The organism is Bauldia sp., from assembly GCF_965232525.1.
In the GTDB taxonomy this organism is placed as follows: domain Bacteria; phylum Pseudomonadota; class Alphaproteobacteria; order Rhizobiales; family Kaistiaceae; genus Bauldia.
The window spans coordinates 1,275,624-1,293,489 of the sequence record NZ_OZ246980.1; the positions used below are offsets into that span (position 1 = coordinate 1,275,624).

The following is a 17,866-nucleotide window of genomic DNA, read 5'->3' on the forward strand; positions in this document are numbered from 1 at the left end:
CTCTACTAATAGTTGCGAAATATCTGAAATTCCACTATTTAGGTGTCACCAATTCGGTCAAGAATCGTTGTCGCGGTGGAGGGGCAGAGCTTTGGCGAACGACACCAGCAGGCGGAGAGCGTGGGCTCGGGTTTGGGATTGGGTCGCCCGAACCAGGGATGTCTTGACCGTTTTATTGTTCTTTCTTGCGATCTTGGTCTTCTTCGTTCCGAGCGCGCGATCCGCTCTAGGCGTCTTCATTGCGTCTAGCTACGGGCTCAAAGCATGGGCGTATTATGAGGTCAGCGAGGAAGGGGGACTAACTACGGATGGACGTCTGCTACTGCTCCGTTCGGATGGAGGACGACAGTATTCCGACCTGGTCAGAGGCGACAAATTCATGGCCGCTAACCGAGTCAACCTGCGAGTCGAGCCTTCGAGGGAGTCGACATCCCTAATGATACTACGAAGCGACTCCTGCGTGGTCGCGCTTGAGGCTCCTGAGAGGGGAACCGCGGGACCGTTCGAAGACCAAGCAGTCGGTTCTGGTGGTTGGCTGTTGGTCGGCACCGCCCCTTGCGAGCTTTTCGATCGACCCAAACCGTTCTGAGCCCTATCGCACCAGCACGTTACGAAACTGCCAGGGATCGCTTGTGTCGATGTCCTCGGGGAAGAAGCCCGGCCGGCCGGTGAGTGGCGTCCAGTCGGTGTAGTAGCCCTTGACCGGGCCGAGATAGGGGACCTGCACCTCGAGGCAGCGACGGTAGTCCATCTCGTCGGTCTCAACGATTCCCCGGTTTGGGTTTTCCAGCGCCCATACTATGCCGGCGAGCACGGCGGAGGTCACCTGAAGACCGGTGGCGTTTTGATATGGCGCGAGGTCGCGGGTCTCTTCGATCGAAAGCTGCGAGCCGTACCAGTAGGCGTTTCTGGTGTGGCCGTAGAGCAGCACCCCCAGCTCGTCGATGCCGTCGACGATCTCGTCCTCGTCGAGGATGTGGTGTTCGGTCTGGGTGTGGCCCGGGTAGCCGAACAGCTCGTGGAAGGACAGCACCGCATCGTCGGCCGGGTGGTAGGCATAGTGGCAGGTCGGGCGGTAGGTGACCGTCTCGCCGTCACGCAGGGTGAAGTAGTCGGCGATCGAAATCGACTCGTTGTGGGTGACCAGGAAACCGAGCTGCGGACCGGGGGTCGGACACCAGGTGCGGACCCGGGTGTCGGCTCCAGGCTGCAACAGGTAGATGCCGGCCTTGGAGCCGATGGTTTCAAGTTCGGCGTTGGCGGGCATCCAGGTCTCATGGGTGCCCCATCCGAGTTCCGCCGGCTGCAGGCCCTCGGCGATGAACCCTTCGACCGACCAGGTGTTGACGAAGACGCCGCGGGATTTCGGCTTCCGCGCACGCTGGGTGTCGCGCTCGGCGATATGAATGCCCTTGACGCCTAGGTCGCGCATCAGTCGCGCCCAATCCTCGCGGTCGTCGGGTCCCGGTTCAGTGAAGGTGTGGCCCGTGTCAGTGGCGATGTTGACCAGCGCCTGCTTGACGAACCAGGACACCATGCCGGGGTTGGCGCCGCAGCAGGAGACGGCGGTCGTGCCGCCGGGATTGGTGGCCTTCTCGTGGCGGACCGTGTGGCGGAGCGCGTTGTTGGTACGGGATTCGGCTGGCGAAGCCTTGTCGAAATAGAACCCCGGCCACGGCTCGACCACCGTGTCGATGTAGGGAACGTTGATTTCGCGGCACATCCTGAGAATGTCCAGCGAAGACGTGTCGACCGACAGGTTGACGCAGAACCCGGGCGTGCCGTCGTCGGCGGTGAGCAGCGGCGCTAGGAGGTCGCGGTAGTTCTCCGGGGTCACCGTCTCCTGGATGAAGCGGAGATTGCGCTCATCGAGGAGACGGCGGCCTGAGTCGTCCGGATCGATCACCACCATCTTGGCCGGGTCGTAATCGAAGTGTCGCTCGATCAGCGGCAGGGTTCCGCGCCCAATCGACCCGAAGCCAATGATGACGATGGGGCCGTCGATCGTTCCGTATTTGGGCCACCCGGCCATCGGCACCTCCGGTTTTGTTCGTCAAAGCGTCACAGTTCATCGCGACAACCGCGGTCGAGGTCAACAGGCCGTGAAGAGGCGGCCGCTCGACAACGGTGCGCCGACTGTGTCTACTGGTGGCGGGCGGCTCTTGGTCACGAAGGGCCCTTCTCATGTCACTATCCGTTCGTTTCGCATCGCTGGTCATTGCGCTGCCGCTGCTGGCGCCGCCGGCGCTCGCCAACCCCAATCCACAGTCGGGGAACCGCGTGTTCGACCGCGCGGTCGATCTGGTCGAGGAGCATTTCTACGCGCCGGACAATCTCGATGAGTTCCGCGACGCGGTCGCGATCACAGTTGCCAATCTTACCGATATGGCCGAGGCGGACCCCGCAGTGGTGAGCGACGCCATCGATTTCGTGTTGGCGCGCCTTGAGACCTCGCATGTCGGTCACTTCACCCCGGATCAGGTGGACTATTATGAGCTCGTCGATGTCTTCCGCTTCGGTTTCCGCGATCGCGTCCGCCAGCTCTTCCCGCCGCGGGGGCGGGTGACCTATGACGGCATCGGCATCGCCAGTGCGACGATCGACGGCAAGACGTTCATCACCGATGTCTACGACGGCGGCCCGGCCGACCGCGCCGGCCTGATGGTTGGCGACGAAATCGTCGCGTTGGATGGTCAGCCATTCCACGAGGTCGAGTCGTTCCGCGGGCGCGCAGGCGTCGCGGTGTCGCTGACTGTCGCACGGACTGTCGAGGGCCCGTCGATAGACGTCGCGGTCGATGTCGAGCGGCTGTCGCCGGGTGTCGGGTTCGTGTCGGCGATCGCCGACAGCGCGGAGGTGATCGAGCACGATGGCCGGTCGATCGGCTATCTACGGCTTTGGGCCTACACCGACCGGCAGGTGAAAAGCGTTATCGAAGAAGCGCTTAGCGGACCGTTGGCAGATACGGAGGCACTGGTTCTTGATCTGCGCAGCCGCTGGGGCGGGGCGCCGCCCACCGCCGCTGATACGTTCGTCGGTGGTTCACCTGATATGTCAATGACTTATCGGAGCGGCGAGACCAACACCATCCACGCACGCTGGCGCAAGCCATTGGTCGCGATCATCGACGAGGGCACCCGCAGCGGCATGGAAATCCTCGCTTATGCCTTGAAAGACAACAACATAACCCTGGTCGGCCAGCCGACCGCCGCCGATGTGGTCGCTGGTCGCGCCTTTCTCCTGCCCGACGACAGCATGCTCGAGGTTGCCGTCGCCGACGTCTTCGTCGACGGTGTGCGGCTGGAGGGCGCCGGGGTCGCGCCGCATATCGACGTCCCCTTCGACGTCCGCTATGCCGCCGGCGCTGACCCGCAAAGGGCCGCAGCACTCGACGAGGTCGTCCGTCAACTCAACGCGGCGATGACGGTGCCAAAGACTCCCTGAGCCGCCTCATCGGGCCTATATGACCGGCACCGATGCCAGGAGGCCCTGATGACCGCCGATACAACTAACCCGCTGCTCGCCGAATGGGATACCCCGTACGGAATGCCGCCGTTCGATCGCATCCGGCCGGAGCATTTCCGGCCGGCCCTGGATGCGGCGATGGCCGACCAGCGGAACGCCGTGGAGCGGATCGCGGCAGACCCGGAACCGCCGACCTTCGACAACACATTGATAGCGTTGGAGCGTTCCGGGTTGCCATTATCGCGGATCGCCAAGGTCTTCTACGGGCTGGTCAGCGCCGACACCAACGATGCCCTGCAGGCGGTCGAGCGCGAGATGGCGCCGCTGTTTGCCCGCCACGCCAACGCGATCTACCTCAATCCGGCTGTGTTTCAGCGGATCACGGCCCTCTCTGATAATCCCGATCTGGGCTGGACCGACGAGCAGCGTCGCCTTCTGGAGCGCTACCACACCAACTTCACGCGCGCCGGTGCCGCGCTTGACAAGGCCGGCAAGCAACGGCTGGCGGACATCAACGAGCGCCTGGCAACCCTCGGGACTTTGTTCAGCCAGAACGTACTGGCTGACGAGTCGGCCTGGACTCTTCCTCTTGACGGTCCGGGCGATCTCGCCGGCCTGCCGGACTGGGCGGTTGCCGCGGCCGCGCAGGCGGCGACAGATCGCGGCCTAACAGGCCATGTCGTGACGTTGGCGCGGTCGAGCGTCGAGACGTTCCTCCAATTCTCCACCCGCCGCGATCTCCGCGAAACCGCTTTCGAAGCCTGGATCAGCCGCGGCGCGAACGGAAACGATCATGACAATCATGACCTGATCGCGGAGATCGTCCGCCTGCGCGACGAGCGCGCCAAGCTGCTCGGTTGCGAAACCTTCGCTGAGTTTGTCCTCGCCGACGCCATGGCCAAGACCCCGGATGCGGTTGCCAACCTGCTCCGCACCGTCTGGGAGCCCGGCGTGCGGCTCGCCGAACGCGAAACCATCGACCTGCAGGAACTCGTCGCCGAGGACGGGGGCAATCACGACATCGCGCCGGCCGACTGGCGCTTCTACGCCGACCGGCTTCGCAAGCGCCGGTTCGATTTCGACGAGTCCGAGCTGAAGCCGTATCTCCAGCTCGACCGGATGATCGACGCTGCCTTCTGGGTTGCCGGGCGACTGTTCGGGCTGACGTTCAAACCGGTCGATAACGCGCCGACCTACAACCCGGATGTCCGGGTCTGGCGGGCGGATGCGGAAGACGGCACGTTCCTCGGTCTCTTTGTGGCCGACTACTTCGCCCGGCCGTCGAAGCGCGGCGGGGCATGGATGAGCGGCTTTCGCAGCCAGAATCGCCTTGACGGCGACGTCCGGCCGATCATCGTCAACGTGATGAACTTCTCCAAGCCGCCGGAAGGTGAGCCGGCGCTGCTGTCGATCGACGATGCGCGCACGCTATTCCACGAATTCGGCCACGCCCTGCACGGCTTGCTCTCCGACGTGACCTACCCGCTGCTCTCCGGTACCAACGTCGCTACGGACTTCGTCGAACTGCCGTCGCAACTCTACGAGCACTGGCTGTTCGAGCGGGCAGTTCTTGATCGTTTCGCGGTTCACTATGAAACCGGTGAAGCCATTCCCGAGGCGCTGGTCGAGAAGGTGCTCGCCGCGCGGACCTTCAATCAGGGATTCGCCACGGTCGAGTATACGGCCTCGGCGCTTGTCGACCTCGACCTGCACCGGGCGGACGATGTGTCGGATCTTGACGCGAAGACGTTCGAGGCGAAGGCGCTGGACGCGATCGAAATGCCCGAGGCGATCGTCATGCGGCACCGGCTGCCGCACTTCCTGCATATCTTTGCCGGCGATCACTACGCGGCCGGCTACTACAGCTATCTGTGGTCGGAGGTGCTGGATGCTGACGCGTTCTCGGCTTTCGAGGAAGCCGGCGATCCGTTCGATCCGGAAACCGCCGCGCGCCTCCGCGAGAGCGTCTATGCCGCCGGGAACCTGCGGGATCCGGCGGACGCCTATCAACGGTTTCGCGGGCGGATGCCGACTGCCGATGCCCTTCTGAAGAAGCGCGGTCTCGCGGATGTCGCGCCAGCCGGTTGATCCTCGGCGCCGGTGAAGCGATCGCCGTGACCTAGGCTTTGCGACCGGCGAGGTAGCGACGGACCAAGAGGCGAGCCAAGTCGGGCGCTTCCTCGGCAGTGACGACGCCCAGCTTGCCCGACACGGCCAGCGAGGCGATGCCGTTGAGCGCTGCCCACAGCGTCGCAACGGATCTGTTGCGGTCGTCCGGATCGGGAAACAGAGGCGCCAGGACCTCTTCGACCAGACCGAGCGGTCGCGACAGAGCGGTGCGGTACCAATCGGGCAACGGCCCCGGTTGGCGGCGGATGTACTCAACCAGAATGGACCAGAGGCGCGGATTGCGCCGCACGAAAGCGACATAGCCGTCCGCCAGTGCCAGCGCCCCGTCGACCGGCGGAAGCTTCGGCTTGATCCGCCGTTTGAGACTGCCGTGCAGCCGTCGCAGTGTCCGTTCATTGAGACGGAGGATCACCTCGTCCATGTCGCCGACGGCGTGATAGATCGAGTTGGGCGCATAACCGATCGCCGCGCCTAGACGGCGCATGGTGATGCCGGGTAGTCCGTCGCGGGCACCGATCTCCTCAGCGGCGGCAACCACAAGCTCGGTCATCTCCTCCCGGGTGTGCTCTCTTCGACGCGCGACCACCGCAATCCCCTCTCTGTGACGGCGATCACCGCGCCGACTCATCTGTCTTGAACGTTGTTCAACATCATGCTAGCTATTGAACAGTGTTCAACACAAGAGGATGCTCGCAGATGACCGCGATGGACCTGAACGCGCTGACCCGACCGCTCCCCGCATGGCATCCAAAGGCCTGGTATTACGGCCTCGCCCGTGGGCTTCTGCGATCGGTTGGCCGGCTGTCGAAGGGAGTCAGCATTGGACTCGCCCACGGCTTCGACTCCGGTGTCATGCTGGATCACGTCTACGCCAACCGGGCCGAGGGTCGCGGCTTTCTCGGACGGCTGATCGATCGTGTTTACCTGAACGCGCCGGGTTGGGCCGGCATTCGCAATCGCGGCCTGCTGCTGGAGCGGACCGTCGTCCAGTGCGTCGAGGCGGCAGCCGATGGTCGCCAAACGGTCCGGCTCGTTGACCTGGCCTGCGGTGGCGGTCAGTACCTTTTACGTGCGCTTGCCCGGTTCACCCCGGACATCGCCATTGATGCGACGCTGCGGGATTATCGGCCGGAGAATATCGACAAGGCCCGAGCCAACGCGAAACGGCTCGGCGTTGAAGCCAGCTTCGATGTCGCCGACGCCTTCTCCGATGCTGATCTAGCCGAACTCGGCATGGTCGACATCGCGATTGTATCCGGCCTACACGAAATCATCGACGACGACAGCCGGGTCGAGCGGCACTTCGGCCAGATCGCCCGCATTCTTCGGCCGGACGGAACGCTGCTGCTGACCGTCCAGCCCGACCATCCCCAGGCCGAATTCATCGCCCGCGTGCTCAACGCTCACACCGGCAAGCCCTGGGCGATGCGGTTGCGGCCAGTGTCACTGACCCGGCGCTGGCTGGGGGCGGCCGGTTTCGTCGTCGATCGTGTCGCGATGGAGCCGCTCGGCATTTTCGGTGTGCTGCAGGCGACCAAGGCGTAAGGTCATGTTGACGCTGTACGCCCTGAAACCTCGGTTCCAACGGATGCTCGCGCCGGCGGCCCGGCGCCTGCTTGGCCTCGGCGTCACGGCCAATCAGGTGACCTGGTTCGCCCTGGGCCTTTCCGCCGTCTATGGTAGGTTGCTCGCTGCCGTCCCCGGACCGCTGCTGCTGCTCGGCGTGCCCGCCATCCTGCTGCTGCGCATGGGCCTCAACGCAATCGACGGCATGATGGCCCGAGCCGGGAACCAAGCGAGCCCGAGCGGCTTCGCGCTGAACGAAATCGGGGACGTTGTCGCCGACATCGCGCTTTATCTGCCGCTGGTGATGGTGATGGCGCCGCAGGCCCCAATGCTGGCGGCTGCAACGGTTGCCGCATTCGCCCTGGCCGAGTTCGCCGGCGTATTGGGCGCGGCCGCCGGGAGTAGCCGTCGCTATGACGGTCCGTTCGGCAAGTCCGACCGTGCGTTGTTCTTTGCCGCGTCCGCGGTCCTCATCGCGCTGGTCAACATTCCTGCTGCTCTCGGCGAGGCACTGGTTGCCACCGCCCTCGCACTGGCGCTGGTCACGACGGCGAACAGAGTCCGCGCGCTCGTCCATGAGCACCATCATGGCCGCCTGGATTAGCGCGCTGTCGTCACCGCTGCTCGCGGTCATCGGCGCCGTTTGGGCACTGCTCGGTCTCGCGACGCTGGCCGTGTCGGTTGCTGCGCCCAGGCTTGCAAGCGGGGGCGCGGAACTCGCTGCCCGGACCCGCACCTGGTGGTGGATCGTCGCGCCGATCACTGTCGCCCTGCTGCTCGGGGCCTCCGCTGTCGCCGTTCTCTTCGCGCTGGTGAGTTTTGTGGCGCTACGCGAATTTCTGTCGATCGTCCCGGTGCGGCATGTGGATCGCACGGCGATCCTGCTCGCCTATCTGGCGATCCCCCTTCAATACTGGTTTGTCGCGGACGACTGGTACGGCATGTTTGCGATCTTCATTCCGGTCTATGTCGCGGCTATCGTCGCCTTCCGCCTAGTGCTCTCCGGGGAGACGACCGGATTCATCCGCTCGGCGGGAATGCTCCAGTGGGGGCTGTTCCTCACGGTCTATAATTTGAGCCATGTCGCGTTTCTGATGGAACTCGACCTGGCCGCACCAGCCCCCGCTGGCGGGGCCGGGCTGGTTCTCTTCATCCTGATCGTCGTCGGGCTGAACGACGTGGCACAATATGTCGTTGGCAAGCTTTGCGGCCGTCATCCGATCGTGCCGAAGGTGAGTCCGAAGAAATCGATCGAAGGCTTCTTGGGTGGCGTCACGATCAGTGCGTTGGTGGCGGTCCTCCTGTTGCCTTGGCTGACGCCGTTCGGTCCGCTCGAGGGCGCTGCGGTCGGCGCGTTGCTGGCCGCGCTCGGCTTCGTCGGCGATGTCACCGTCTCCGCCTTAAAACGCGATCTCGGGATCAAGGACTCCGGTGGTCTCCTGCCAGGGCACGGCGGCGTCCTCGACCGGCTCGACAGCCTCCTCTTCGCCGCGCCGATCTTCCTGCACTTCGTCCGCTACTTTTACGGGGCGTGAGATGAGTCGGTTGCGCCGGGTTGCCGCAATTCTGTTCTTCGCGCTGGTCGTTCGGCCGGTGCTGATGATCGCCACGGGGCTGCGGGTCATCGGCCGTGAACGGTTGCCGCTCAGCGGACCCGCCGTTGTTGCCGCTAACCACAACAGCCATCTCGACGTGGTCGCCCTGATGAGCCTGTTTCCACTCCGGCTGCTTCACCGCGTTCGCCCGGTAGCGGCGGCAGATCATTTCCTGAAACCCGGTTTCGTTGGCTGGATGGCGCGGACGCTGCTCAACATCATTCCGATCGATCGGTCGGGCTGCGGGGCTGACGCCGCGATCGCGCCGGTCTGTCAGGCGCTGCACGCGAATGCGATCGTCATCATGTTTCCGGAAGGCACGCGCGGCGAGCCTGAGGTCATGGCACGTTTTCGGCGTGGCACTTCACTGCTGGCGAAGGCGTTTCGCGATACGCCGTTCGTGCCGGTCTACCTCCATGGACTCGGCAAGAGCCTGCCGCGCGGCGAATGGCGGTTCGTGCCGTTCGCCGCCGAGGTCCATATCGGACGGTCGCGGAGCGACGCCACCGGCACCGGCCGGCCGATGGCGGAGCAGTTGCAGGACGATGTGGTGGCGATAGCGGCCAGGTTGCCGCGCGCGGGATTTGTCGATTGAGAGCGGTGACTTCGGGCAGGCTTCAGTCATTGTTCGAAAATGCCACCGCGGCGTTCAATCAACGAAGAATAACTTTTAAGTAGTGTATCCGAGAAAATGCAACTAATAGTATAGTCCACGATTGAAGCGACCTCGGAGGGTGCAATGGTGGACGACACGAATCTTGCGCAAGGATGTAAAGGTGCGAAAGTTGTCGCGCTGCAGGAAGCGCTGGCGAAGCTCGACTACTTTCTCGGGGCCAAGGACGGTGACCTGGGCAATCTGACCCGCGACGCGGTGCTGGCCTTTCAGGCCGACAACGGGCTTCCGACCACCGGCAAAGTAGATAATGACACCTGGAAAGAACTGAGTGACGCCTCACCGCGGCCCCTGGCGCGAACCCGAACGAAGATAACTGCGGCGGAACTTGCTCAGAAGGGATCGGAGACGATCCGCCAAGCCGACCGAACCAAATTTCTCGGCTGGGTGAGCGGCCTCTTCGGTCTCCTCGGTGTCGGTGCATCGACCGTCACACCGGCGGCTACGTCGACGGCCGGCGATCAGGGGTCGATGCTTTCCGTTCAGCCGGCGATCGACGGGCTGAGGCAGTATCTCGACACAGCGACGACCACGGGCGGTGGCGGCGGGGCTGCAATGACCGAAGCCCGCGACCACCTCAATCAGATTCAGCAGGCGCTCACCGCCAACGCCAGCAGTCCGTTGTCCGGCGATTCACTGCTTCAGCTGATCGATGCCGTGGGCGTGGTGATACCCGGCGCCTCTGAAGGCGTCATCTTCATTGTTGTCGGCTTTATCGCCCACTTCTTCGGTCAGCGCATCGTCAGGTCGCGGGTCGAGGATCATCAGGACGCCGCCAACCTCGCGCGCTGAGGTCGGCGGTCGACCGAACCGCCGCTACTTAATCGTTACCCAGCGGCCGGTGTTGCCGGACTTGAGGATGGCATCGCAGACCTTGGTCGTCTCCAGCGCCTCGCGGAAGGTCGGTGATGTCGGCTTGCCGGTCTGCAGTCCTTCGATGAAGTCGGCGACTGCGTGAACGAACGAGTGCTCGTAGCCGAGGTTGAGGCCGGGCACCCACCAGTTGCCGAGGTAGGGATGCTCGCCGTCGGTCACCAGAATCGACGTCCAGCCGCGTAGCCGCCCTTCGACGCTGTGATCAAACCAGGCGAGGCGGTTGAGATCGTGCAGATCCCACATGAACGAGCCGTGCTCACCGTTGATCTCCAGGGTGTAGAGCGCTTTGTGGCCGCGGGCGTAGCGGGTCGACTCGAACAGGCCAAGCGAGCCGTTCTTGAAGTGGGCGAGCAGTGCGGCCGCGTCGTCGATGCCGACGGCTTTCATCTTGCCGGTCTCGGCGTGCTTGCGCCTCTTCACAAATGTCTCGGTCATCGCCGTCAGATCGCTGATCGGGCCGTTGATCCACATCGCGGTATCGACGCAGTGGGCGATTAGATCGCCGGTGACGCCGGAGCCGGCCGCGTCCACGTCGAGCCGCCAGGTACCCGCGCCGCCCTGGGGCACGTCCGGCGAGATCGTCCAGTCCTGCAGGAAGTTGGCGCGGTAGTGGAAGATGCGGCCGAGCTTACCTTCCGCGACCACCTGCTTCACCAGTGTCACCGCCGGGATCCAGCGATAATTGTACCAGACCATGTTCGGCACGCCGGCCTTCTCCACCGCCTTCACCATGCGCAAGCCTTCCTTGGCGTCACGGGCGATCGGCTTCTCGCAGAGCACCATCTTGCCGGCCTTGGCGGCAGCAATGGCGATGTCGACGTGGAGATCGTTGGGCACACAGATGTCGACGGCGTCGATATCGTCCCGTTTGATCAGCTCCTTCCAGTCGGTCTCGATCGATTCGTAGCCCCAGGTGTCAGCGAACGCCTTGACCGCCTTCTTGTTGCGGGCGCACGCCGCCTTGAGCACCGGCTGGTAGTCGAGGTCGAAAAAGTTGCCGACCCGGCGATAGGCGTTGGAGTGCGCCCGGCCCATGAAGCCGTAGCCGATCATGCCGATGTTGAGCGGTTTCTTTGCCATCGGTCCCGTCCTTTTCTCGTTCCCGTGTTGTTATTCGCGCCAGCCGTGGGCGTCCCGGACCTTGACCATAGCGCCGAGGATCGCGTTCCAGGTGTCCTGACTCTCCATCACGTCGTTGGGGAACATGCAGCCATCCCAGCAGATGTGCCGCATCGTCTTGGTCAGGTTGCCATTGTCGTCGCGGAGCCAGTAACCGGCGTGCTTGACGATATCGAGCCGGCCGTTGGGGTCGTCGACCAGGCAATGGCGGCCCGTCTTTTCGTGATCGCCGGAGCCGAAGACCGTACCGTCGTTCTGGGCAACGTGGAAATCAAGCGTCCACGGCCGTAGCGCGTCGGCGACCTTTTTATATGCAGCGTCGAGCGCATCGGTATCGTTCCAGTCGAAGTCGGGGGGGAGGATGCGGTCGGCTTCGGCGTTGTAGCCGAGGGTGTAGAGCATCGAGTGGGCCATGTCGGCCTGAAAGCCGACGACCCCTGGACGATTGACTGTCTCGAGCAGCTTCACCATCTCGCGCCAGGAGTGCATGCCACCCCAGCAGATCTCGCCCTCGGCTACGAGATACTCGCCGTGGGCTTCAGCAATGTCCGCGGCCTTCGAAAAGGTGTCGGCGATCAGCTGGGTGTTGGCCGCCGGATCCTTGTCCCAATCCTCGACGCTGGCGGACGAGTCGATGCGGATTCCGCCCGTCGGCCGTATACCGATCTCGCGCAATTGCTGGCCGATGCCGCAGGCCTTGCGCACCTGGGTGAGAAAGCGCTCGCGGTCTTCATTCGATCCCATGGCCGACCCACCACCGGCGCCGCCCCAGATCGGCGCGACCATCGAGCCGATCTTGAGGCCGAAGCTGCCGATATGATCGGCCATCCTCTTGACCTCGTCGGGGCTCGAGTCGATGTCGAAATGCGGCGCGGTGATGAAGATGTCGACGCCATCGAATTTTTGACCGTCGACCTCGGCCTTGGCGGTCAGCTCAAGCAGCGTGTCGATCGGAATGATCGGCTCAGAGTCCGGCGCCCCCTTACCGACGATACCGGGCCACATCGCGTTGTGCAGTTTGGGGTAGTTGTTGTCCGCCACAGTCTGTCCTCCCGTGAGTGCCTGTTTGCTGGCTTAATGCCGTGGATCGTCAGGTTGTCGTTGATAGATGTCGACGTCGCAATGGAATGGAAATGTTCCCGACTGGTCCTTGAACAGTGGACGAACCTCGTCGCTCAACCACGCGGTGATTGATCCGATGTCCTCCGTTCCCTGTTCGGCGGCGGCGATGACGTTGCTGTGCGTCAGCAGGTACCGGACCAATTCGTCCGGGGTGAACGCGACCGTGTGCGAGAACCGTTCGTGAGCGGTTACTGCGAAACCATGGTTGCGGGCCTCGTCATCGTCGAGCAGCGCGGCATTGCGCGGTGGTGTCGGGAAACGCCGACCGTAGCTATCCGAACTCCAATCGGCGTAATCCCTGTTCTCGTTCATCGTCCCCGAAAACCGGTCGTTGAAGACGACCAGCCAGCCTCCGGGTCGCAGCACCCGGCGCGCTTCGGCCAGGAACTCATTGCGGTCGAACCAGTGAAGGGCGAGGCCGACCGTGATCAGATCGATCGCCTGCGACCGAAACGGCAGCGCCTCGGCGGCGCCTGCGACATAGGAGACGCGTAAATGTTCTTTTGCGTGTCTGAGCATCGCTACGGACACATCGATGCCGATGACCCGTTCGGCTACCTCCACCATTGCAACAGTGGATTGGCCGGTTCCGCAGCCAACGTCGATGGCACACACAGCCCTTTGATGAGGGTAACAGACTCGCCGCACGCGCTCGGCGACCAGCGGCTGAAAGAAGGGCCTCCCTTGCGCGTATCGTTCCGCGGCAGTGAGATGATCGAAGTAGTTCATTGCCGGCGACACCTGTCGATGCCCACTATCGCCTGAGTGACGTCCATGGTTCCTCGTCCGCGACGTCGATCAGTTCGTAGCCATTGTCGCCGACACAGGGACCGAGGATGGCGGTCACCTTCGCCTCGCCGTCACCGACATTGAACGAGGCGTGCACCATGTCCGCCGGAATGTGTGCCGAATCACCTGGACCGAGAATCCGCTTCTCACGATCGACCCACTGCTCGACTGTTCCGGCGACGATGTAGATCACTTCCTCCTGGTCGGGATGCTTGTGGAAGTCGTGCCCTTTGCCCGGCGCCAGGATGACGTCAATCACCGTGAGTTGCTCGGCGTTCGTAGAAGGGGGATGGCTGAGCCAACGCAGACGGCCCCAGTCGAGGATCTCTTCCTCTGCCTCTCTGGCAATCGTGAACCGGCGGCTCATCATTCCCTCCCAATCGTTCGCCCGTGAACCGGGCGCTTGTTTTGCGGCCGCGAGCGTAGGGCTCGGGGCATGCGTGTCAAACGGGACCGTCAGAACCGGATCGCCTTGAAGCGTCGGGCCTGGTCGGTCAGCGCGGCTTCGACCGGCAGCCGCTCCATGCTCGACGCACCATAGAAGCCGTGGCAAATCTCGCAGCGTTGCAGGACGTAAGCGGCATCGTCGGGTATCGCGATCGGTCCGCCGTGGCAGAGCACGATGACATCGTCGCGGACTTCGCGAGCCGATGCGGCGATCGCATCGATCTCGACGACGCATTGATCGAGGCTCTTGGCCGTGGTTGCGCCGACCGCCCCGCCGGTGGTGACGCCCATGTGCGCGACGACGATATCGGCGCCCGCTTCGGCCATGGCGCGCGCTTCGGCCGCGGTGAAGACGTATGGCGTTGTTAGCAGGTCAAGCGCGTGAGCCGCAGCGATCATGTCGACCTCGAGCTGGTAGCTCATCCCCGTCTCTTCAAAGCTCTGCCGCATCGTTCCGTCGAAAAGACCAACCGTCGGGAAGTTCTGCACGCCGGAAAAGCCGAGGGTTTTGAGTTCGTTGAGCAACTGCGGCATCAGGACGAACGGATCGGTGCCGTTGACGCCGGCAAGCACCGGCGTGTGCCTGACGACCGGGAGGACCTCGACCGCCATCTCTTTGACGATGTCGTTGGCGTTGCCGTAGGCCAGAAGACCCGCCGACGATCCGCGCCCGGCCATTCGGTAGCGGCCGGAATTGTAGATGATGATCAGGTCGATCCCGCCGGCTTCCTCGCATTTGGCGGACAGCCCTGTCCCCGCGCCGCCACCGATGATCGGGACCCGCCGTTCGACCATATCGCGGAACTTGGCAAGCAGGGTTCCGCGGGCAATCGCCGTCATGATCGACCTCCCTTGGCCCGATCGTACGCGATGGCAACGACGCGGGCGCCGCCTAGATCAGGGCTTACCATGGTTCCTCCCACGCTGAGCCTGTGACGGATCGGTGTTGCGATAGCCGAGAGCGGAGGACAAGTCGCCGGCCGCGGCGTTCAGGTGTTTGAGGGCGGCGGCCCGCTGGGATCGCCCGAAGCGGACGGCCGGCGCAGACACGCTCATGGCGGCGATACACGCACCGCTGTGGTTCCGGATGCCGACCGCCACGCAAGCCGCACCGAGGGTCCGTTCCTCGTCGTCAAAGGCGTATCCCCGCTCGCGCACGTCTTCGAGTTCGCGAAGCAGTCGCGCAGAACGGGTGATCGTGTTGGGTGTATACCGCTCGAGCCGACGGCCCTTGACCCAATCGACGACGGACTCTTCTGGAAGCCCGGCGAGAAGAATCTTGCCGACTCCCGTTGCGTGGGGTTCCAGCCTCAGACCGACGGACGAATCCAGTCGAAGCATGTGCTGCCCCTCGACTTTGTCGACATAGAGCACTTCGAAGTCATCGAGTACGGCGAGTTGCACGGTCTCGGTCGTCAGATCGCGGACCCGCTCAAGGTAGGGACGCGCCTGGGCTTCGATCGGCTCCATGGCCGAGTAGGCGACCCCGCTCTCCCACGCCCGAACGCCCAGCCGGTACGTCTTCTCCTCCTCGTCGAATTGGAGCCAGCGGGCTGCGGTCATTGTGCGAAGCAGCGCGTGCAAACTGGCCTTTGGATAACCGAGCGCTTCCTGAAAATCCGAGAACTGGAATGGGCGTCCTTCTCGGGTGAGGACTTCGAGAATCTGGAGAACCCGCAGCGCGGACTTAACCGATGTCGTCGAAGTCGCCAGTCGTTGGTTCATGTATATAAACTCGTGTCCGCAGTTGCGAACAAGGATGTGCGAGGTTATACATCTCCCCGAGTTGGGAGGAAAATCGGTTTGGAGCACGGTTTTGGCTCGTCGTTGCAGCCACCGGTGCGTCCACTCGATGGAGTGAGACGGCTGTCTATATCGCTGGAGTTGGCCAGCAACACTGTGCCGGCGAAGAAGAGCATCCGAGAGCGTTTCCAGTCTTGTCGCTCGGCTCGCCCGCGAACCGTCGGAGAACCGATTGATTTTTACTTGAGACGAGCGTATCGTATTGATATGGCCGTCTCACGTCAAGTACCGGCGAACAAGGTGCGGGGTCGAAGGACAGCGCGGCGCGGACCGCGCGTCCGCATGAAGAGGAGGATGCTCGACACCGCGATGGGCCTTATGCAAGAGGGGCGCATACCGTCGGTGAGCGAAGTCGCCGCCGCTGCTGAAGTGTCGCGCGCAACGGCTTATCGTTACTTTCCGAGCCAGGCGGCTATGATCCAAGACACGGTCAACGAAGCGCTCGGCCCGATCCTCGGCTGGCGGTCAGAGTCGCAAGAAGCCGCGGAGCGTGTGCACGACCTCATCGCATTCGGTTATCCGCGCATCGATGCCTTCGAGGCGACCCACCGCGCGACTCTTCGACTGGCGCTCGACCAGTGGACACGTCAACAGACCGGCGAACTTGGAGACGAGCAGCCGGTCAAGCGCGGCCATCGCAGGCAGCTGCTGAAAGAAGCACTTGAGCCCCTGCGCGGTCGTCTGGGCAGCTCGGAATTTGACAGGCTGGCTCAGTCCCTGTCACTGATATTTGGCAGTGAAGCTCTCATTGTTCTTAAGGACATCTGGGGGCTCGACGAAGAAGCTGCGCGCGAGGTCGCGGTTTGGGCGGCCGGTGCGCTCGTCCAGGCGGCGGCCGAAGAGGCGCGGACAACAAAGAAACGCGGCGCTAAGACCGCGAAGCGAAGAACGAAGCCATCAATCAACTAGAGCCGTCGGTCATTCATGACGGCAAGGATGTGAAGGGAGAGAGACGAAATGCTGAGGAAACACTGGACATCACTACTTGCGGGTACTGTGCTGGCCTTCTCGGTCAATGCTGCCTCGGCCGACGATCTGGTCATCTTCTGGGCGGAATGGGACCCAGCCAACTATCTGCAAGAGTTGGTTAACGAGTACACGGAAGAGACGGGCGTCGTTGTGACCGTCGAGACCACGCCGTGGCCGGATTTCCAAACCAAGACGTTCGCCGAGCTCAACGCACGCGGCGACGCCTACGATATGGTGGTCGGCGACTCCCAGTGGCTTGGCGCCGGCTCGACCGGTGGCCATTATGTGGAACTCACCGACTTCTATGCTGAGCACGGCGTTGCCGACATCATGACGCCTGCGACTGTCACTTACTACGCCGAATATCCCAAAGACAGCGGCAGATACTGGTCGATCCCGGCAGAGGGTGATGCCAATGGCTGGGCCTATCGCAAGGACTGGTTTGAGGATCCGGCCGAAATGGCTGCGTTCAAGGAGCAGTACGGATACGACCTCGGCGTGCCGCAGGACTTCAATCAGTTGATCGACATTGCCGAGTTCTTCTACCGTCCTGAAGAGAATCGGTACGGCGTCGCGCTCTATACCCAGACGGCGTATGACGCGATGGCGATGGGTGTCGAGCAGACCATCTTCACCTGGGGTGGCGAACTTGGCGACTATGCTACCAATCAGGTCGATGGCATCCTGAATTCACCGCAGAACGTGGAAGCGCTTGAGGCCTATCGCAAGCTCTACACCTTCACGCCGCCGAACTGGACCCAGGCGTTCTTCCTCGAGAACAACCAGGCCCTGACCGAAGGCTTGGTGGCGATGGCGATGAACTATTTCGCCTTCTTCCCGGCGCTCAACAACCCGTCGATCAATCCGCACGCGGAAGTGACCGGCTACTTCGCCAACCCACCCGGGCCTTACGGTGATCACCATGCGGCCCTAGGCGGTCAAGGCATCACCGTTGTCGAGTACAGCAACAACAAGGAAGAAGCGTTCAAGTTTCTTGAGTGGTTCATCCAGGAGGACGTCCAGAAACGCTGGGCTGAGTTGGGCGGCTACACGGCGCACGCCGGTACGCTGGCGTCACCGGAGTTTCTCGAGGCGACACCGTACAATCAGGCTTTCGCCGACTCCATGGAGATCGTGAAGGACTTCTGGGCCAACCCGGTGTTCGCGGACATGCTCTTCCAGATGAATGACCGTCTGCACCCGTACATTACAACAGGTGAGGGAACGGCGCAGGAAGCACTCGACGCTCTTGTCGAGGACTGGAACAAGACGCTGGGCAACTAACCCAGCCGGCGGCTCAACGAGAACCGAG

General features: G+C 63.1%; 17 protein-coding genes. 9 read left to right on the forward strand and 8 right to left on the reverse strand.

Annotation, left to right across the window (positions count from 1 at the left end):
- Positions 1-592: 592 nt before the first annotated feature.
- The gene (locus tag ACO076_RS06095; RefSeq protein ID WP_421725834.1) at positions 593-2,032 is read right to left on the reverse strand and encodes a homospermidine synthase; all 1,440 of its coding nucleotides are present in this window, start codon (positions 2,030-2,032) and stop codon (positions 593-595) included.
- 152 nt (positions 2,033-2,184) lie between these two features.
- On the opposite strand from ACO076_RS06095, the gene ACO076_RS06100 reads away from it, so the two are divergent.
- A complete protein-coding gene (locus tag ACO076_RS06100; RefSeq protein WP_421725835.1) occupies positions 2,185-3,444 on the forward strand; it encodes a S41 family peptidase in 1,260 nt (419 codons plus the stop codon).
- A 48-nt stretch (positions 3,445-3,492) separates the two neighbouring features.
- The gene (locus tag ACO076_RS06105) at positions 3,493-5,553 is read left to right on the forward strand and encodes a M3 family metallopeptidase (RefSeq protein ID WP_421725836.1); all 2,061 of its coding nucleotides are present in this window, start codon (positions 3,493-3,495) and stop codon (positions 5,551-5,553) included.
- A gap of 31 nt (positions 5,554-5,584) precedes the next feature.
- Here the strand turns inward: ACO076_RS06105 and ACO076_RS06110 are convergent, their stop codons facing one another.
- The gene (locus ACO076_RS06110) at positions 5,585-6,145 is read right to left on the reverse strand and encodes a TetR/AcrR family transcriptional regulator (protein WP_421725837.1); all 561 of its coding nucleotides are present in this window, start codon (positions 6,143-6,145) and stop codon (positions 5,585-5,587) included.
- Positions 6,146-6,291: 146 nt separating this feature from the next.
- Between ACO076_RS06110 and ACO076_RS06115 the strand changes: the two genes are divergently transcribed.
- From ACO076_RS06115 to ACO076_RS06135, 5 genes are all read left to right on the forward strand, one after another.
- Positions 6,292-7,140 (forward strand): class I SAM-dependent methyltransferase family protein, encoded by an 849-nt coding sequence (locus tag ACO076_RS06115; protein ID WP_421725838.1) that lies wholly within the window; start codon positions 6,292-6,294, stop codon positions 7,138-7,140.
- Between the two features lie 4 nt (positions 7,141-7,144).
- Complete coding sequence (locus ACO076_RS06120; protein ID WP_421725839.1) at positions 7,145-7,765, forward strand: CDP-alcohol phosphatidyltransferase family protein; 621 nt, start codon at positions 7,145-7,147, stop codon at positions 7,763-7,765.
- Positions 7,749-8,696, forward strand: a complete 948-nt coding sequence (locus ACO076_RS06125; RefSeq protein WP_421725840.1) for a phosphatidate cytidylyltransferase — start codon at positions 7,749-7,751, stop codon at positions 8,694-8,696. Before ACO076_RS06120 ends, ACO076_RS06125 begins: the two co-directional genes overlap by 17 nt.
- 1 nt (position 8,697) lies before the next feature.
- Entirely contained in the window at positions 8,698-9,351 is a 654-nt protein-coding gene (locus tag ACO076_RS06130; protein WP_421725841.1) for a lysophospholipid acyltransferase family protein, read from the forward strand.
- Between the two features lie 144 nt (positions 9,352-9,495).
- Positions 9,496-10,221: a peptidoglycan-binding domain-containing protein gene (locus ACO076_RS06135; RefSeq protein WP_421725842.1), complete on the forward strand. Its 726-nt coding sequence runs from the start codon at positions 9,496-9,498 to the stop codon at positions 10,219-10,221.
- 24 nt (positions 10,222-10,245) lie between these two features.
- On the opposite strand, the gene ACO076_RS06140 is transcribed toward ACO076_RS06135, so the two are convergent.
- The 6 genes from ACO076_RS06140 to ACO076_RS06165 all read right to left on the reverse strand — a co-directional run bounded on the left by ACO076_RS06140 (position 10,246) and on the right by ACO076_RS06165 (position 15,507).
- A complete protein-coding gene (locus tag ACO076_RS06140; RefSeq protein WP_421725843.1) occupies positions 10,246-11,385 on the reverse strand; it encodes a Gfo/Idh/MocA family protein in 1,140 nt (379 codons plus the stop codon).
- Positions 11,386-11,415: 30 nt separating this feature from the next.
- Positions 11,416-12,465 carry a sugar phosphate isomerase/epimerase family protein gene (locus tag ACO076_RS06145; RefSeq protein WP_421725844.1) on the reverse strand — a complete coding sequence of 350 codons (1,050 nt, stop codon included), beginning with the start codon at positions 12,463-12,465 and terminating at the stop codon, positions 11,416-11,418.
- A gap of 33 nt (positions 12,466-12,498) precedes the next feature.
- Positions 12,499-13,275 (reverse strand): class I SAM-dependent methyltransferase, encoded by a 777-nt coding sequence (locus tag ACO076_RS06150; protein ID WP_421725845.1) that lies wholly within the window; start codon positions 13,273-13,275, stop codon positions 12,499-12,501.
- 25 nt (positions 13,276-13,300) lie between these two features.
- The gene (locus tag ACO076_RS06155) at positions 13,301-13,702 is read right to left on the reverse strand and encodes a cupin domain-containing protein (protein WP_421725846.1); all 402 of its coding nucleotides are present in this window, start codon (positions 13,700-13,702) and stop codon (positions 13,301-13,303) included.
- Positions 13,703-13,791: 89 nt separating this feature from the next.
- Complete coding sequence (locus ACO076_RS06160; RefSeq protein ID WP_421725847.1) at positions 13,792-14,622, reverse strand: phosphoenolpyruvate hydrolase family protein; 831 nt, start codon at positions 14,620-14,622, stop codon at positions 13,792-13,794.
- A 57-nt stretch (positions 14,623-14,679) separates the two neighbouring features.
- Positions 14,680-15,507 (reverse strand): IclR family transcriptional regulator, encoded by an 828-nt coding sequence (locus ACO076_RS06165; RefSeq protein ID WP_421725848.1) that lies wholly within the window; start codon positions 15,505-15,507, stop codon positions 14,680-14,682.
- 285 nt (positions 15,508-15,792) lie between these two features.
- Between ACO076_RS06165 and ACO076_RS06170 the strand changes: the two genes are divergently transcribed.
- A complete protein-coding gene (locus tag ACO076_RS06170; RefSeq protein ID WP_421726682.1) occupies positions 15,793-16,494 on the forward strand; it encodes a TetR/AcrR family transcriptional regulator in 702 nt (233 codons plus the stop codon).
- Between the two features lie 51 nt (positions 16,495-16,545).
- Positions 16,546-17,838 (forward strand): extracellular solute-binding protein, encoded by a 1,293-nt coding sequence (locus ACO076_RS06175; protein ID WP_421726683.1) that lies wholly within the window; start codon positions 16,546-16,548, stop codon positions 17,836-17,838.
- Positions 17,839-17,866: the final 28 nt, after the last annotated feature.

Bases quoted from the DNA above. Each gene is read 5' to 3' on its own strand.
- ACO076_RS06120 (WP_421725839.1), top strand. From the start codon at position 7,145: ATGTTGACGCTGTACGCCCTGAAACCTCGGTTCCAACGGATGCTCGCG.
- ACO076_RS06165 (WP_421725848.1), bottom strand. From the start codon at position 15,507: ATGAACCAACGACTGGCGACTTCGACGACATCGGTTAAGTCCGCGCTG.
- ACO076_RS06155 (WP_421725846.1), bottom strand. From the start codon at position 13,702: ATGAGCCGCCGGTTCACGATTGCCAGAGAGGCAGAGGAAGAGATCCTC.
- ACO076_RS06135 (WP_421725842.1), top strand. From the start codon at position 9,496: ATGGTGGACGACACGAATCTTGCGCAAGGATGTAAAGGTGCGAAAGTT.
- ACO076_RS06095 (WP_421725834.1), bottom strand. From the start codon at position 2,032: ATGGCCGGGTGGCCCAAATACGGAACGATCGACGGCCCCATCGTCATC.
- ACO076_RS06150 (WP_421725845.1), bottom strand. From the start codon at position 13,275: ATGAACTACTTCGATCATCTCACTGCCGCGGAACGATACGCGCAAGGG.
- ACO076_RS06140 (WP_421725843.1), bottom strand. From the start codon at position 11,385: ATGGCAAAGAAACCGCTCAACATCGGCATGATCGGCTACGGCTTCATG.
- ACO076_RS06100 (WP_421725835.1), top strand. From the start codon at position 2,185: ATGTCACTATCCGTTCGTTTCGCATCGCTGGTCATTGCGCTGCCGCTG.
- ACO076_RS06105 (WP_421725836.1), top strand. From the start codon at position 3,493: ATGACCGCCGATACAACTAACCCGCTGCTCGCCGAATGGGATACCCCG.
- ACO076_RS06115 (WP_421725838.1), top strand. From the start codon at position 6,292: ATGACCGCGATGGACCTGAACGCGCTGACCCGACCGCTCCCCGCATGG.
- ACO076_RS06160 (WP_421725847.1), bottom strand. From the start codon at position 14,622: ATGACGGCGATTGCCCGCGGAACCCTGCTTGCCAAGTTCCGCGATATG.
- ACO076_RS06130 (WP_421725841.1), top strand. From the start codon at position 8,698: ATGAGTCGGTTGCGCCGGGTTGCCGCAATTCTGTTCTTCGCGCTGGTC.
- ACO076_RS06125 (WP_421725840.1), top strand. From the start codon at position 7,749: ATGGCCGCCTGGATTAGCGCGCTGTCGTCACCGCTGCTCGCGGTCATC.
- ACO076_RS06170 (WP_421726682.1), top strand. From the start codon at position 15,793: ATGGCCGTCTCACGTCAAGTACCGGCGAACAAGGTGCGGGGTCGAAGG.
- ACO076_RS06110 (WP_421725837.1), bottom strand. From the start codon at position 6,145: ATGACCGAGCTTGTGGTTGCCGCCGCTGAGGAGATCGGTGCCCGCGAC.